Origin of the sequence: Streptomyces sp. NPDC004629, assembly GCF_042873595.1 — a bacterium.
Taxonomy (GTDB): domain Bacteria; phylum Actinomycetota; class Actinomycetes; order Streptomycetales; family Streptomycetaceae; genus Streptomyces.
In genome coordinates this window covers 141971-158554 of the sequence record NZ_JBIALO010000015.1, presented here as the reverse complement: position 1 = coordinate 158554, position 16584 = coordinate 141971, and the positions used below count along the sequence as shown (strand labels likewise).

The 16584-nt window shown below is 66.8% G+C and carries 3 protein-coding genes and 3 pseudogenes; 4 read left to right on the top strand and 2 right to left on the bottom strand.

Going from position 1 to position 16584, the window contains the following annotated elements; all coding sequences use genetic code 11:
* Window positions 1–99: 99 nt before the first annotated feature.
* A complete protein-coding gene (locus ACFYTE_RS23745; RefSeq protein WP_388713746.1) occupies window positions 100–759 on the top strand; it encodes a histidine phosphatase family protein in 660 nt (219 codons plus the stop codon).
* Window positions 760–771: 12 nt separating this feature from the next.
* A pseudogene (locus ACFYTE_RS23740) lies at window positions 772–1672 on the top strand (ADP-ribosylglycohydrolase family protein).
* A 275-nt stretch (window positions 1673–1947) separates the two neighbouring features.
* Here the strand turns inward: ACFYTE_RS23740 and ACFYTE_RS23735 are convergent.
* Together ACFYTE_RS23735 and ACFYTE_RS23730 are read right to left on the bottom strand one after the other, a co-directional pair.
* Window positions 1948–3384: pseudogene (locus ACFYTE_RS23735) on the bottom strand (MFS transporter); the annotation flags it as partial.
* 193 nt (window positions 3385–3577) lie between these two features.
* A pseudogene (locus tag ACFYTE_RS23730) lies at window positions 3578–4774 on the bottom strand (MFS transporter); the annotation flags it as partial.
* Window positions 4775–5284: 510 nt separating this feature from the next.
* On the opposite strand from ACFYTE_RS23730, the gene ACFYTE_RS23725 reads away from it, so the two are divergent.
* Entirely contained in the window at window positions 5285–9556 is a 4272-nt protein-coding gene (locus ACFYTE_RS23725) for a LamG-like jellyroll fold domain-containing protein (RefSeq protein ID WP_388713743.1), read from the top strand.
* A 116-nt stretch (window positions 9557–9672) separates the two neighbouring features.
* Window positions 9673–16581: a polymorphic toxin-type HINT domain-containing protein gene (locus tag ACFYTE_RS23720; RefSeq protein WP_388713740.1), complete on the top strand. Its 6909-nt coding sequence runs from the start codon at window positions 9673–9675 to the stop codon at window positions 16579–16581.
* Window positions 16582–16584 lie beyond the last annotated feature (3 nt).

Sequence of the window (16584 nt, the reverse complement as noted above, 5' to 3'; positions counted from 1 at the left end):
TGTGCCTTGAGTGGTCCCTGGTGCCGGATTCGTGTGACCTACGCCGTATGGGGTGCTCCGGATTGCCCGGCCGGGCGTCACCCGATCTAGGGTTTTGGCATGGCACGACCACGGCGCATCGTACTGGTCCGGCACGGCGAGTCGACGGGCAATGTCGATGACTCCGTCTACGAGCGGGAACCCGACCACGCCCTCGCGCTCACCGAGCGCGGCTGGCAGCAGGCTGGGGAGACCGGAAAGAGGATCCGGGAGGTGTTCGGCCGGGAGCGGGTGAGCGTGTACGTCTCCCCGTACCGGCGTACGCACGAGACGCTCCGCGCCTTCCACCTCGACCCCGAGCTGATACGGGTGCGTGAGGAACCGCGACTGCGTGAGCAGGACTGGGGAAACTGGCAGGACCGCGACGACGTACGCCTCCAGAAGACCTACCGCGACGCGTACGGGCACTTCTTCTTCCGCTTCCCGCAGGGCGAGTCGGGCGCCGATGTGTACGACCGGGTCGGGGGCTTCCTGGAGAGCCTGTTCCGCAGCTTCGAGGCGCCGGACCATCCGCCCAACGTGCTCCTGGTGACCCATGGCCTGGCCATGCGGTTGTTCTGCATGCGCTGGTTCCACTGGACGGTCGCGGAATTCGAATCCCTGTCGAACCCCGGGAACGCGGAGATGCGCATGCTCGTTCTCGGTGATGACGGCAAGTACACGCTCGACCGGCCCTTCGAGCGTTGGCGGGACCCGCTGCCGCATTGGATCACCGGATAGAGGGGCTGGGCGATGACCGCTGATTCCACTCGCCTGGACCGCCTGGACCGTGCCCTGACCAGCCTGCGCGGACTGGCCGTGGGGGACGCGCTCGGCTCCCAGTTCTTCGTACCGGCGAACTATCCGCTGCTGACGCGCCGTGAGCTGCCGCCCGGCCCCTGGCAATGGACGGACGACACGGAGATGGCCTGCTCCGTGGTCGCCGTCCTCGCCGCGCACCACTGCATCGACCAGGACGCGCTCGCCCGTTCCTTCGCCGAGCACCACGACTTGACCGCGGTTACGGACCGGCGGTCAACCGCCTGCTGCGGCTCGTCCGCGAGGGCCACGAATGGCGTGAGCTGGCCGCCGGGCTCTTCAACGGACAGGGATCCTGGGGCAACGGTGCGGCGATGCGGATCGCACCCCTCGGCGCCTGGTACGCGGACGACCCGGAACAGGCGACCCACCAGGCGGAGATCTCGGCTTACACCACACACCACACCGCGAGGCCGTCGTCGGGGCCATGGCGGTCGCCGCAGCCGCAGCCCGGGCCGCCGCTCCCGGCGGCCCGCCCAGCCCCGAGGCACTCCTCGACGGGATCCTGGCACTCGTGCCGAAGAGCGCCGTGAGCGCGGGGCTGCGGCGCGCCCGGGACATGCTCGACTACGGAGACGCCGGCACCGTCGCCGCCGTCCTGGGTTGCGGACGGCGCACGTCCGCCCATGACACCGTCCCCTTCGCTCTGTGGTCGGCGGCTCGGGCGCTCGGTGACTACGAGACGGCGTTCTGGGCGACTGCCCAGGTCGGCGGGGATGTCGACACCACCTGCGCCATCGTGGGCGGTGTGCTGGCGGCCGGAAAGGCGGGGACGCCGCCGACCGAGTGGCTGGAGCGTGCGGAGACGCTTCCGGACTGGGTGGCGGCGGCCTGACACCCGCGGTCGACTCCAGTCGATGGAAACCCTGCGTGATTGCTGGGAACTCTGTGTGATGTCGGCGCGTTGTTCTGACATCGGCTGTGCGACGTGTGGGTACGCGCGGTCGGGAGATTCTGTGTGGGGCAGGGGGTGTGGTGACGGTGTTCGTGGTGCTGGTGTTCTTCTTCTCGGTCTTGGCGGCTGTGATGCGGATGGCCGGACCGTCGCCCTCACCGTCCGTCCCCCGGGCTGGGCCCGGCCATCCGCGGTCTTGCGGGGAGCGTTCCGGCTCAGCCGATTCCGGGGCCCGCGACTCCGGAGAGGGCTTCGAGGTCGCTCTTGCGCACCTTGATCACGAACCAGGCCGTGACCAGAGCGAGTGCGGCCATCGCGGCGGCGGGTATGAACGCGGTCGAGATGCCGTGCGCGAGCACCTCGTGCCCCCAAGGCGCCGGCAACTGCTGGGTCTTGGCGAACTCCGCCTTCTGCGCGGGCGAGCCGTCGGCGAGGAACTTCGGCAGTTGCTTCGCCGCCTCGTCCTTGCTCGCCGAGCCGAAGACGGTGGTCAGGATGGACAGTCCGAGCGAACCGCCCACCTGCTGTGTGGCGTTGAGCAGCCCGGACGCTGCGCCCGCCTCGTGCTGGGCGACGCCGGAGACGGCCGTGACCGTCACCGTCACGAAGTTGAGACCCATGCCGAAGCCGAACACCAGCATCGGGCCCAGGATCCCGCCGAGATAGGAGCTGTCGGGGCTGATGAAGGTCTGCCAGGTGAGCCCGATGACGACGAACGTCGCACCGCTGATCATGAACGGCTTGGGGCCGAGCGAGGGCAGGAACCGCTGCGACAGACCGGCCCCGACGGCGATCGCGACCGTCACGGGCAGGAAGGCAAGCCCGGCCTTGATCGGGCTGTATCCCAGCACGTTCTGCACGAACAGCACGATGTAGAAGAACATGCCGAACATCGCCGCGGCCAGGCTCAACATGATCACATACGTGCCCGAGCGGTTGCGGTCGGCGAACATCTTCAGCGGCGTGATCGGTTCCTTGGCCCGCATCTCGGTGAAGACGAAGGCCACCAGCAGAACCACGGCCGCACCGAAGGACGCCAGGGTCAGGCCGTCGCGCCAGCCGTCCTCCGAGGCGCGGATGAAGCCGTACACGAGAGAGGCCATGCCCAGGGTCGAGGTCAGTGCGCCCGCGATGTCGAAGCGTCCGGGGTGCCGTTCGGACTCGTTGATGAACCGCGGTGTGAGCACGGCGATCAGGATGCCGATCGGCACGTTGACGAAGAGCACCCACCGCCAGTCGAGCCAGTCGGTGAGCATGCCGCCGGCGAGCAGACCGATGGCGCCGCCGCCCGCGGACACGGCGGCGAAGACGCCGAACGCCCGGTTCCGTTCCGGCCCCTCGGGAAATGTGGTGGTGATGAGGGCCAGCGAGGTGGGCGAAGCGATCGCGCCACCGACGCCCTGCAAGGCACGCGCGGCGAGCAGTTGCCAGGGTTCCTGGGCGAGACCGCCGAGCAGCGAGGCGAAGGTGAACAGCAGGATGCCGGCCATGAACACCCGGCGGCGGCCGAGGATGTCACCGGCCCGGGCGCCGAGCAGCAGCAGGCCGCCGAAGGTGAGCGTGTAGGCGCTGACCACCCAGGTGAGGTCTGTGGTGCTGAACTTGAGCGCGTCTTGAATGTGCGGGAGCGCGATGTTCACAATCGTCGCGTCCGGTGGCGTTCCAACGTGCGTTATCAGGTTCCGATTGGCGTCGATGGCGTGACGTCATGCGGCAACCATGACGGGCATGGCCGGGGGCGCCCATCCCCGGGGCTGGGGGTGCCGCATGACGCCCGTAGGCCGACGAACCCGTGGTGGACGGGGTGTTCGGTCACGGGTGCCGTGATCGGGGGACCGCCGGGGGTTACACGGCCGGGGCGCCCCCCGTGCCGCTGAGGGCCTCCAGGTCGCTCTTGCGGACGCGTATGACGGCAGCGGCGACGGCGAGTGCGAGGACGGCCATGGCGGCGGCCGGGATGAAGGCCGTGGAGATGCCGTGTGCGAGGACTTCGTGGCTCCACGGGGCCGGCAGCTGGTGGGTCTTGGCGAACGCAGCCTTCTGTTCGAGTGATGCCTCGGCCATGAACGACGCTGCCTACTTGGTCGCCTCGTCGCGGCTGGCCGAGCCGAAGACGGTGGTCAGGATGGACAGACCGAGTGAACCGCCCACTTGCTGGGTCGCGTTGAGCAGGGCGGAGGCCGCTCCCGCCTCGTGGGGGGCGACGCCGGATACGGCGGTCACGGTGACGGTTACGAAGTTGAGCCCCATGCCGAAGCCGAAGATCAGCATCGGGCCGAGCACTCCGCCGACGTAGGAGCTACCTGAGTCGATCAGCGACTGCCAGGCCAGTCCGATGGCGGCGAGAGTGGCGCCGGTGATCAGGAACGGCTTGGGACCGAACGTCGGCAGTAGTCGCTGCGATATCCCCGCGCCCAACGCGATGACGACGGTGACGGGCAGGAAGGCCAGGCCGGCACGGATGGGGGAGTAGCTCAGCACGTTCTGTACGAACAGCACGATGTAGAAGAACATGCCGAACATCGCTGCGGCGAGGCTGATCATGATCACGTATGTGCCTGAGCGGTTGCGGTTGGCGAACATCCGCAGCGGGGTGATCGGTTCCTTGGCGCGGGTCTCTACAAACAGGAAGGCGGCAAGGAGCACCGCGGCCGCGCCGAACGCGCCGAGCGTGAGCGAATCCCGCCAGCCATCGGATGCCGCCCTGATGAACCCGTAGACCAGGGCGACCATGCCGAGTGTCGAGGTAGTCGCCCCGGTGAGGTCGAAGCGCCCCGGGTGTCGCTCGGACTCGTTGATGTAGCGCGGTGCGAGCACCGCGATGAGGATGCCGATGGGTACGTTGACGAAGAGCACCCAGCGCCAGTTGAGCCACTCGGTGAGGAGTCCGCCAGCCAAGAGCCCGACGGCGCCGCCCCCCGCGGAGACTGCCGCGAAGATGCCGAACGCCCTGTTGCGTTCCGGGCCTTCGGGGAACGTCGTGGTGATGAGCGCGAGCGAGGTGGGAGATGCGATCGCGCCGCCCATGCCCTGCAGGACACGGGGCAGCCGGCGTGGTGGGCCGCCCCTCAAGCGCGGCGGCGTCCTCACTATTGCCAAGCGCGCGACGCGGTCATCCTGATCGGACGACGACGTGCGACACCACCCGCTATGGCCCGGTTGAGGCCCTCGCCTGTCGAACGCCCCGTGTGCAGTCCCGTGATTCGTGGCTTGTCCGCCAAGGTGAATGTCGCGGCATGAGTGGATGAACCATCCCCGTCTCTCCCGTCAGCACCCGGATTTCATGATTGCCCGGATCAAACCCAATGACCACATTTGGAAGGTGGAAGGTGCCTGGCGGTAGAAGTTGACGGTCGGGGGACAACTGGGTGCACTTCTTTGCTTGATGATTAACAAAGTCCGTGCAATCACCGGTAAACGTAACGATCACCACAAGTGCGAAGCCAGACTTGTCACGTCATCGATGCTTTCCTGTCTGTTGACCTGCTGTTGGTGTGCGGGGTTGGTTACTGCAGTCAGCTGTGAGGCCTCTGTGGGCAGGGTGTGGCGGGAATGTGGAGCCGGTTAAGGGGCGGACCCAGGGCGATCGGGGTTCTGCTGGGTTTGGTCCTGGCTGTCGGGTCAGTGCCTGCGCTGGCCACCAGTGCGTCGGCCGATGCGGCGGCCTCGCCGGGCCTGCGGAGCGCGTCACCGGCCGATGATGCCGGTGGCCTGTCGGAGGCTGATGCGCTGGCGAAGGCTGCGAAGTCCGGTGAGCCGGTGGAGGTTGCGGCGCTGCGCGGTGAGGCCAGTGAGGTCTTCGCGATGCCGGACGGCAACCTGGAGGCGCGTGAGTATGTGCGTCCGGTCTGGGCCCGCGTGGCGGGTGGCTGGCAGCGCATCGACTCTGACCTGGTGGTGACCGGGTCGGGCAGGGTCGCTCCCAAGGTGTCGACGATGGGGGTGGAGTTCTCCGGCGGCGGCGCGGCCCCGTTGGTGCGGGTGTGGCGTGCGGGGCGGGAGCTGAGCCTGTCGTGGCCCACCCCGCTGCCCGAGCCCGAGGTTACGGGGGCGGTGGCGACCTATCGGTCGGTGCTTCCGGACGTGGATCTGCGGATGACGGCCCAGGCGGACGGTTTCACCCAGCTGCTGGTGGTGAAGACGGCCGCAGCCGCGGCGAGTCCTGAACTGGCCGAGCTGCGGCTGAAGCTGTCGGCGCAGGGCCTGTCCGTCGAAGAGACTCCGGACGGTGGCCTGCAGGCGCTCGACGCGGGGGCCCAGGGCGCTGTTTTCGAGGCGCCGAAGCCGATGATGTGGGACTCCAGCCCGGGTTCGGGGGCTGCGGGCACGGCACGGTCGTCGACAGCGGCGCCTGGTAAGCCGGCCGGACTGCAGGCGGCTGAGGACGCGGCGGGGCAGCCGGGTGCGGGGGAGTCGGGCAAGCTGGCGCCGGTGGAGGTGGAGGTGTCTGCCGGGCAGAAGGAGGTGGTGCTGACTCCGGATGCCGGTGTGCTGAAGGGCGAGGACACCACCTATCCCGTGTACATCGACCCGCAGTGGTATTCGCCTCGGGCGTCGGCGTGGACGATGGCGTCGGAGTACTGGGCGTCGTCGCCGCAGTGGAAGTTCAACGGGGAATCCGACGCCGGAATGGGTTACTGCAACTGGTCGTACTGCAAGCCGAACGACACCAAGCGCCTTTTCTACCGCATTCCGGTGTCCGCGTTCGCGGGGCGGTCGATCCTGTCGGCGGAATTCGTGGTGCGTAACACCTGGTCGGCGTCCTGTGACGCGCGGACGGTGGAGCTGTGGCAGACGAAGGACATCTCCTCGTCGACTACGTGGAACAGTCAGAAGGCAGCCGGCTTCTGGATCAAACAGCTGGCGTCGGAGTCGTTCGCGTACGGATATTCGGGCTGTGCGGCCAAGGACGCCGAGTTCAATGTCAAGTCCGCGGTGCAGGCGGCTGCGAACAGCAAGGACTCCACGATGACGTTCGGCCTGAGGGCGGCCAACGAGGAAGACGCCGATGCGTGGAAGCGGTTTTCGGACAAGGCGTTCCTGCGGGTGAAGTACAACCGTCCGCCGGCTCAGATCAGGATGTCGCAGTTGACGATGGTCTACGGCGGCACCTGCAAGAAGCCGTCGTCGGCCGCCCGGGTGCGGAGCCTCGGCCTGATCTATGCGAACAATGTCACCGACCCGGACGGGGACAGCGTCGCGGTGCAGTTCCAGGCGAAATGGGACGGCGGTACATGGAGCCCCGCGCGGACATCGTTCAAGGCGTCAGGGTCGACTTTCAAGATCAGCCTGCCGTCGACAATCCCGGAGGGCAAGTCGATCAACTGGTATGCCCGCGCTTATGACGGGGCGCAGTACTCGCCGTGGTCGTATGCGGGAGACGCAACAGCGTGTTACTTCGTCTATGACAAGAACGCGCCCGCGGCGCCGAGGATCAGCTCGGGCGAGTATCCGGAATCGGACCCGGCGGATCCCGATGGTCCCTGGTATGACGGGGTCGGACAGTACGGTTCGTTCACCATCGACGCGGTGAACTCGGATGTGACGACGTACTGGTACGGCATCAACGGCGATCCGAGCCCGGATAACACGATCAAGACGTCGGGCGGGGCTCCGCAGATCGCCAAAGTGCTCCCTTCCAAGCCAGGCATCAACTTCATCACGGCAAAGGCATTCGACTCGGCGGGTAACGGCAGTGAGACCCATACTTACTTCTACCGGGTGAAGGCCGGACAGCCCGACCGTGCGACCTGGCAGCTGGACGAAGACGCCGGCGCGAGCAAGGCGACCGGCTCCACTCCGCCGCGCACACTGAAACTGCTGGGCGGCACCACATCCGGAGTGGAGGGAGTCACGGGCACGGCGGTGCGGTTCAACGGTACGGACGGCTACGCCGACACGGACCTCTCCCCGGTCAATTCCACCCAGGGCTTCACCGTGTCCTCGTGGGTGAAGTTCGACCAGCAGCCCACCCGTTCGGCGGTGGTGGCCACCCAGCCCGGCAACGTGATGGCGGGCTTCGAGCTCTACTACTCCCTGACCTACGGCTGGGTGTTCAACCAGCATTCCGCGGACTCCGCTGATGCCACCTCGGTCATGGCCAAGGCCGCTACGCCCGCACCGATCACGGTGGGCAAGTGGACGCACGTCGCAGGCTCTTACGATGCGACCCTTGACCTGCTGCGACTGTATGTCGACGGACAACTGGTCGGCGAGAAGAGCTGGTCCACCCCGTGGAACGCTCGCCGTGGTCTGAGGCTGGGCGCCGGCTCCTACAGCGGGACGCCGGGCAACTTCCTCCCCGGTGCCATCGACGAAGTGCAGATCTTCAGCCGACCGCTCGCCGGCAACGAGGTCAGCGCGTTGTACGCGAAGGAGACCGTCGGAGACCCGGGGCCGCCCGCGACCGCGGTGTTCCACCTGGACGAGGAACCCGACGCCACCGAGATCGCCGGCTACGGCGGAGTCTTCCCGGCGGAATACCACGGTGCCGTCACCACAGGAGTACCGGGTATGGCGGGGAAAGCCACGCACTTCGACGGCGCGACCGGCTACGGGAAGATCGGCCGGACCAGCGCCCCGCACATCAACACCTTCCGGAGCTTCACTGTCTCCGCCTGGGCCAAACTGGACAGCCTGGCTGCTGAAAGCGGCGTGGTCGTGACGCAGGCCGGCAAGGAACGGCCCGGGATGGAGCTGTACTACTCCGCCGCCTCGCAGCAGTGGACATTCGCCCAGTACACGGCGGACACAACGGATGCGAGCATCGTCCGCGCACTCCCGGCCTCCGGTACGAAGGCGCGGGCCGGGGAGTGGACGCATCTGGTCGGCGTGCACGACACCGAGGGCGACACGCTCACGCTGTATGTGAACGGGGTCAAGGCCGGTTCGGTCACACAGACCAGCCCCTTTTATGCGGCCGAGTCGATGTACATCGGTACAGGGAACTTCGGCGGAGCGACGCAGTACTTCTTCCCCGGCACGGTCGACGACGTCCGGGTGCTGGACCGGCCGGTTTCCGCGGTCGAGGTGCAGCAGATGTTCCAACAGCGCCCATTGGTCAAGAGCCGCTGGAAGTTCGAGGAGACCGCCGGTACGGCTCCGGTGACTGTCCCGGATGCCGCAGGCACCGGCAACGTCCTCACGCTGAACGGTGGCGCCAAGAAGTCGGACGCGGGATTCATCGACTTCGGTGCCATGGAACTCGACGGCATCACCGGCTACGCCTCCGCCAAGAGCATGCCGGTGGACACCTCCGGCAGCTTCACGCTGACGGCCTGGGCGCAGGCCGCGGCGATGCCCGATGGCGCGGTGGCCCTGGCCGGCGCGGAGGGCAGCGCGCGCAGCGCCTTCACGGTCCGGTTCGTGCCGGATGCCACCGATCCGGAGAACAGCCCTGGGCGCTGGCAACTGTCCGTGGCGGACAAGGACACGGCGGATGCCACCGTGGTGCAGGTCGACAACAGCGGGTTCTATGACGCCCGCGAGTGGAACCACCTGGCCCTGGTCTACGACGGCTTCACCAAGGAGGCCCGCCTCTACGTCAACGGAAGCCTGGCCGAAGTCGCCTGCACGGACGCCGACGGCGATGGCACGAGTGACAGCAGCACCTGCACGGATCAGGTTTCCTGGGCGGAGAACGTGCTGTCGTTCAAGGCCACGTCGTTGCAGATCGGCCGCAGCGGCACCGGCAGCAGCGCCGGCGGCTACTTCCCCGGCCTGGTGGACGACGTATGGACGTTCCAGGGCGCACTGACCGACGCCCAGATCGCCGAGTTGGCCACCAACTGGTTCGACGTGCCCACCGAAGTCCCCGGCGGCTGACCGAAAACCACAGGGTGCGCCCGGCCCGGAACCCGGCGCAGCCCCCTTCCTTCTCCCCGTCTTATGTCCCGCGTCCACCCCTGGGTGAGCGCCTGTTGATGAGGATCGGATCCAGCATGTACGGCATATCGCGAGCACGCCGCGCTGCCGTCCAGCGGCGAAGAGTCGCGCTGGGCGTCTCGGCAGTCCTGATCGCCACACTGTTGCAGGCGGTGGCCTCCGCGCCCGTCGCTGATGCGGCGGGCAGGGGCCGCCCGGCGGTAACGGACCCGGACAAGCCGGTCACTGCCGGCGCTGCCATCAAGGCCAAGCCCCGCAAGGTCATGAAAGGCCCGCGTACGCCACACGAGGCGCCGAAGGCAGCGTGGCCTGCGACCGGCTCCGCCGTGGTGGCGTTGAAGGAGCCGCAGGCCAAGGCGGGTGATCCGGTAAAGGCCAAGGGGCTGCCACTGGAACTGACCACCCCCGCGAAGCGGGTGAAGTCCGCCACCGGCGGTCACGTCGAGGCCCGTGTGCTGGGCCAGGACGCGTCCCGGAAGGCAGGCATCGACGGGCTGCTGGTCACTCTTGAGGCCCAGGACCAGGACGCGGCGGGCTCGGTCGGCGCCACCGTCGACTACTCGTCCTTCGCGCAGGCATTCGGTGGCTCCTACGCTTCCCGCCTCACCTTGGTCGAGTTGCCCGCCTGCGTGCTGACCTCACCTGCCAAGGACGCCTGCCGCACCACTGCACCCGTAGCTTCGGACAACGACACCGAGGCACAGACACTCACCGCGTCTGCTGTGTCCGTCAGGCCCGGCAGCCCGACGGTGCTGGCCGTGGTTGCCGACGACTCGGGGAAGACCGGTGACTACAAGGCGACTCCGCTGTCGGCGTCGTCGACCTGGAGCACCAGTCTGAACTCCGGTTCCTTCGGCTGGTCCTACGGCATTCCGGTACCGGCGGTCCCGGGCGGCCTGTCGCCGAGCGTGGGGCTGTCGTACTCCTCCGGAGGGATCGACGGGCGCACCGGGAACAGTAACAACCAGTCCTCGTGGGTCGGTGACGGGTTCGATCTTTCGCCGGGTTTCATCGAGCGCCGCTACAAGCCGTGCGCGGATGACGGGCAGAAAGCGGACAACGGTGTCAGCAAGCCGGGCGATCTGTGCTGGGGTTACGACAACGCCTACATCTCGTTGAACGGCAAGAGCGGCGAACTCGTCCCGGTCGGCGATGACGAGTGGCGGCTGAAGGACGATGACGGCACGCGCGTCGCGCGGCTGACGGAGACGGCCCGCGGCAACGGCGACGATGACAATGAGTACTGGCGTGTCACGACCGCGGACGGCACCCGGTACTACTTCGGCTACAACCGGCTGGAAGGCTGGGCGGCGGGCAAGGAAACCACCGACTCCACCTGGACCGTCCCTGTCTACGGCAATGACGCCGGCGAGCCCTGCCACGCCGCTGCCTTTGCCGACTCCTGGTGCCGGCAGGCCTGGCGGTGGAACCTCGACTATGTCATTGGCACGCACGGCAACGCCATCGCCTACTACTACGACAAGGAAGAGAACTCCTACGGGCGGAACCTCAAGAAGACAGACGACACCCGCTACACGCGCGGCGGTTACCTCGACCGTATCGAGTACGGCGTGCGATGGGACCAGGTCTACAGCGCCAAGCCGCTGGCCAAGGTCGACTTCACCAGTTCCGAGCGGTGCCTGCCCGACAGCGCGACGGACTGCTCGTCCATCTCCAAGGACGCGTTCTACTGGTACGACACGCCGTGGGACATGAACTGCGAGGCGGACACGGACTGTGACGCGAGCTACTCGCCGACGTTCTGGACCCGTAAGCGCCTCACGGGCATCTCCACCCAGGTCCTCAACGCAGGTGCCTACAGCCCGGTCGACTCCTGGAAGCTGACCCACCGCTGGGGCCAGGCGGACGTCGACTACCAGTTGCTCCTCGATTCGGTGCAGCACACCGGCCACACCGCCGCCACCCCGATCACTCTGCCGCCGACTACGTTCGCCTACACCCAGTTGGAGAACCGGCTGGACAAGACCGGCGACGGCTACGCACCCTTCGTCAAGGCACGGCTGTCCACGATCAGCGACGAGTACGGCGGCGAGACGGACGTCAACTATTCGGAGCCGGCCTGCAAGGCGGACAGCCTGCCGACACCCGAAACCAACACCACCCGCTGCTTCCCGCAGATGCTGGGCGGCACGGACACCGAAGATCCCGAGCGGCACTGGTTCAACAAGTACGTCGTCACCTCCGTCACCGCCACCGACCGCACCGGCGGTGCCCCGGACGCCGTCACCGCCTACGAGTATCTCGACGGCGGGGCCTGGCACTACGACGATGACGACGGCCTGACCAAGGAGAAGAACAAGACCTGGTCGCAGTGGCGCGGCTACGGCCACGTCCGGGTCAAAACCGGCGGCCAGGGCGGCAGCGCCGCCATGAAAACCCAGCAGGACAGCTACTTCCTGCGCGGTATGGACGGCGACCGCAAGGACTCCTCCGGCGGCACCAAAACCGTCAATGTCACGCTGGGGGCCGGTGAAGGCGACCCGATCGCCGACCACGAGTCCGCGGCCGGTTTCCAGTACCGGACGGAGACCTACTCCGGTCCCGGCGGCAAGGTGCTGGCAAAGACCGTCAACCGGCCCTGGCACTACGAGACCGGCAAGAAGGTGCGGTCCTGGGGCACGGTGACATCCAACTTCACCGGCACCGCGAACACTCAGACGTTCACCTCGCTGGACAACGGCGCGGGCACCGACTGGCGCATCGCCTCCAAGTCCATGAAGTACGACACGGTCGCCGGCAGACTCACCCAGACCGCCGACAACGGCGAGACTGGGGTCGCCGACAACACCTGCACCCGCATCACCTACGCCACCAACACCAGCGCCAACATACTCACGCTCGTCTCCCGCACGGAGACAGTGGGCGCAGACTGCACGACCACCCCGGACCGGGCCAAGGACGTCCTGTCGGACGTACGCACCGCCTACGACGGCGGCGCCTACAACAGCGCGCCCACGAAGGGCGACATCACCGCAACCGCCACCCTCAGCAAACACAATGGCACCACGGCCACCTACCTGGAGACCGGTACCACCTACGACTCCTACGGGCGGCCGCTGACCGTCACCGACCTGACCGCGGACGTCACCGCCACTGAAGCCGGCACACCCGTCCGCAGTACGCGCACAGACGGCCTGACCAGCACCACGACCTACACGCCGGCCACCGGCTTCCCCACCACCGTCACCACCAAGACTCCACCGGCCCAGGCCGCCGACACGACCACCGCACAGACCACCACATCCACCCTCGACCCCCTGCGCGGCCAGCCCACAGCGGAGGAGGACACCAACGGCAAGGTCACGGCCTACACCTATGACGCGCTTGGACGCAGCGACAAGATCTGGCTCGCCGACCGCAAGACCGACCAGGCCCCGACCTACGACTTCGACTACTTCATCGAGGACAGCAAACCAGCCACGGTACGCACCCTGACGCTGAACAACAACGGCGGCCAGATCCCGTCCTACACGCTCTACGACGGGCTGCTGCGCGCCCGCCAGACCCAGGACACCGGGCCGAACGGCGGCAGCCTCATCGCCGACACGTTCTACGACGAACGCGGCCAGGTCGCCAAAACCTTCGCCACCTACTACACCGCCACCGCACCCAGCCGCGTACTGTTCCCGCCCGCCAAGGCCCTGAGCGTGGAGACGCAGACCTGGCACACCTACGACGGCCTGGGCCGGGAAACCGAGTCCAGGAACATCGCCGGCAACGGCGACGGCGGCACAGTCCTGGGCATCACCCAGACCATCTACGGCGGCGACCGCACCACCGTCATCCCACCCCAGGGCGGCACCGCCACCACCACGCTCACCGACGTGCGCGGGCAGACCACCGAACTGCGCCAGCACCACACCCGCAGCGCCAGCGCCGCCTACGACACCACCAGCTACAAGTACGACCTCGCCGACCATATGACGAAGGTCACCGACCCGGCCGGCAACGCGTGGACCTACGAGTACGACCTGCTCGGCCGTCAGACCAGGACCGTCGCCCCGGACAAGGGAGCCACCGACACCAGATACGACGACCGCGGCCGCATCACCACCACCACAACCACCACCAAAAACCCCGGCGACACGGTCCTTTACCACGCCTACGACCAACTCGGACGCCAGACCGAACTGCGGGAGAAGAACGCCACCGGCCTGCTGCGCGCCGCATGGACCTACGACACGGTCGCCGGCGCAAAGGGACAGCCGGCCTCCGCCACCCGCTACGTGAACGGCGCGGCCTATACGAGCAAGGTCACACTGTACGACCGGCTCTACCGGCCCCAGCGCACCTCCGTCACGATCCCGGACACCACTGAGAACAAGGGCCTGGCCGGCACCTACCAGGCCGGCACCAGCTACAAGCCCTCCGGCCTGGTCGCCGGTGTGTCCTACTCCGCGGCAGGCTCCCTTCCCGGCGGCGGCTACGCCTACACCTACGATGACACCCTCCGCCCGATCACCCTCCTCGGCGACGGCTTCCAGACAGACGTCACCAGCTACTCACTGACCGGCAAGCCGCTCCAATACAGCTACCACTCCACCGCGAGCGGAGCGAAGGAAGCCTGGGTCACCAACACCTACGAATGGGGCACCCAGCGCCTGGCCACCTCCCGCGTCGACCGCTACGGCGTCGCGGGCGTCGACCGGCAGAACACCTACCACTATGACCAGACGGGCAACGTCCTGTCCGTCACCGACGTCTCCCGCGCCGGAACCGACAACCAGTGCTTCACCTACGACTACCTGCGCTGTCTGACTGAGGCATGGACCGAAGGCGACACCAGCTGCGAGACAGCCCCACGGGCCGGTTCGCTGGGCACCGTCGCGCCGTACTGGCACTCCTACACCTATGACAAGACCGGCGGCCGCAAGACCGAAACACTCCATGACATCGCCGGTGACACCAGCAAGGACGTCCAGCGGACCTACACCTACCCGCCGCCCGGCACCGCGCAGCCCCACACCCTGACGGAAGTCAACCAAAGCGGCCCGACGGGTACCGCCAAGACCGCCTACTCCTACGACCTCACCGGCAACACCACCGGCCGGACGATCTCCGGCGACACCCAGGGCCTGGACTGGGACGCCGAAGGCAGACTCGCCAAGGTGACCCAGCCCGTGCCCAACAAGCCCGACGAGGTCACCGAATACATCTACGACGCGGACGGCAACCGCCTCATCGCCCGCGGCCCGAACGAGACCACCCTTTACATCGGAAACACCGAACTCGTCCTGGCCAAGGGAGCAACGACACCCAAGGCCACCCGCTACATCGACCTCGGCAGCGGAAGCCAGGCCGTCCAGTCGGACGACGGCAAGATCACCATCACCGTCGCCGACCACCTCGGCACCGGCCAACTCGCTATCGGCGTCGCCGACCTGGCACTCTCTCAGCGCCGCACCCTGCCCTTCGGCGGTAACCGGGGCAACAGCACCGGCACCTGGCCAGGCACCAAGGGCTACATCGGAGGCACCGACGACACCGCCACCACCGGCCTCACCCACCTCGGAGCACGCGAATACGACCCCACCACAGGCCGGTTCATCAGCGTCGACCCGCTCATGGACCTCTCCGACCCACAGTCCATCAATGGCTACGCCTACGCCGACAACAACCCCGTCACCCTCAGTGACCCAGCAGGCACGTGGATTGACGACGGCACCGGCCACAGCGAACCCCACCCCCGTTCCGGAAACCACGGCAGCAACGTCGGAGTTCCCCGCGGCGGCACCGGACCCAGCGGCTGCTACTACACCTGCAGCAAGAACAGCGCCAGCAGTACCGGTCGAACCACCACGACCAAGTCAGAGTTGATGTCCTATCTGCCGCGCCCTGAAAACGGCTGGAACGAAGACCGATTTCGTATCGTCTGGTTCGACATGGGTGGCACCACCCAGTACGGCGGCTACTGGGACGCCCAGGTCGGCGACGGTGACCGGACAGCGATGGCGTGCTTCGGGCGTACTGCATGCCGTAAGGCGTTTTCCTACGTCGCAAACGGCGGCAGCTTCGCCAAGGCAAAGGAAATCGCAGCGACCTATTGCGTCACGCACAGCCATGAGTGCGGCGTGGATGCCGGCGCCTACAAAGCGATGAAAGAAGCAGCAGAACTTGTGCCTATCCTGCTCGCCGGCGAAGCAGCTACGGCGCTGAACAAGATTCGGCAGGGAGCGGGATGCACACATAGTTTTGCGGATGGGACTCAGGTTCTCCTCGCGGACGGGACGCATAAGAACATCGAGGACGTGACAGTCGATGATGTGGTCCTGGCCACGGACCCGGATACCGGAAAGACGGTCACTCATGAGGTCGTCAGAACCATCCTCACCAAGGACGACAAAGACTTCATCGCTCTCACGATAAAGGACAAAAAGAGTGGCGACGTCCACAAGCCACTGATCGCTACGACCACGCACCCGTTCTGGTCCCCGTCGGAGCGACGTTGGCTGGACGCTGGCGACCTACAGCCGGGCATGACACTGCGCACCAGTGACGGACGCCAGGTGGAGGTCGCGACCGTGCGCCACTTCACCAAGCCGCAGATCACTCATGACCTGACCATCGAGGACGTCCACACGTACTATGTGCTGGCGGGCGAGACGCCAGTACTCGTTCACAACAGTGGACCGTGGTGTGGTGTCGGCCCTGCGGAAGCGCAGGAAATCATCCAGAATGCCAAGGGGTATGGGTCCGGGCTGAAGAGGGATGCTGGGCACAGAGCGGCAGATTTCGTTGTCGGTGATATCGCAACTAAGGGTGTAACCACTCGACTTGTTGGTGGCGATGGAGTGGAGCGCTTGTTGGTGCAGATGCCGGGAGAGATGAACGGAAAAGCTGGGCGCTTCGAGTGGCTAGTTGAGCGCGGCGGAAGTGGAAACCTGATCACTCATCAAAGATTCGTAAATGGAGGATCGATGAACGGAATCCCAAACAAACGATGAACG

Excerpts from the sequence above, each read along its gene's own strand:
- ACFYTE_RS23745 (WP_388713746.1), top strand. The coding sequence starts at position 100 with ATGGCACGACCACGGCGCATCGTACTGGTCCGGCACGGCGAGTCGACG.
- ACFYTE_RS23725 (WP_388713743.1), top strand. The coding sequence starts at position 5,285 with ATGTGGAGCCGGTTAAGGGGCGGACCCAGGGCGATCGGGGTTCTGCTG.
- ACFYTE_RS23720 (WP_388713740.1), top strand. The coding sequence starts at position 9,673 with ATGTACGGCATATCGCGAGCACGCCGCGCTGCCGTCCAGCGGCGAAGA.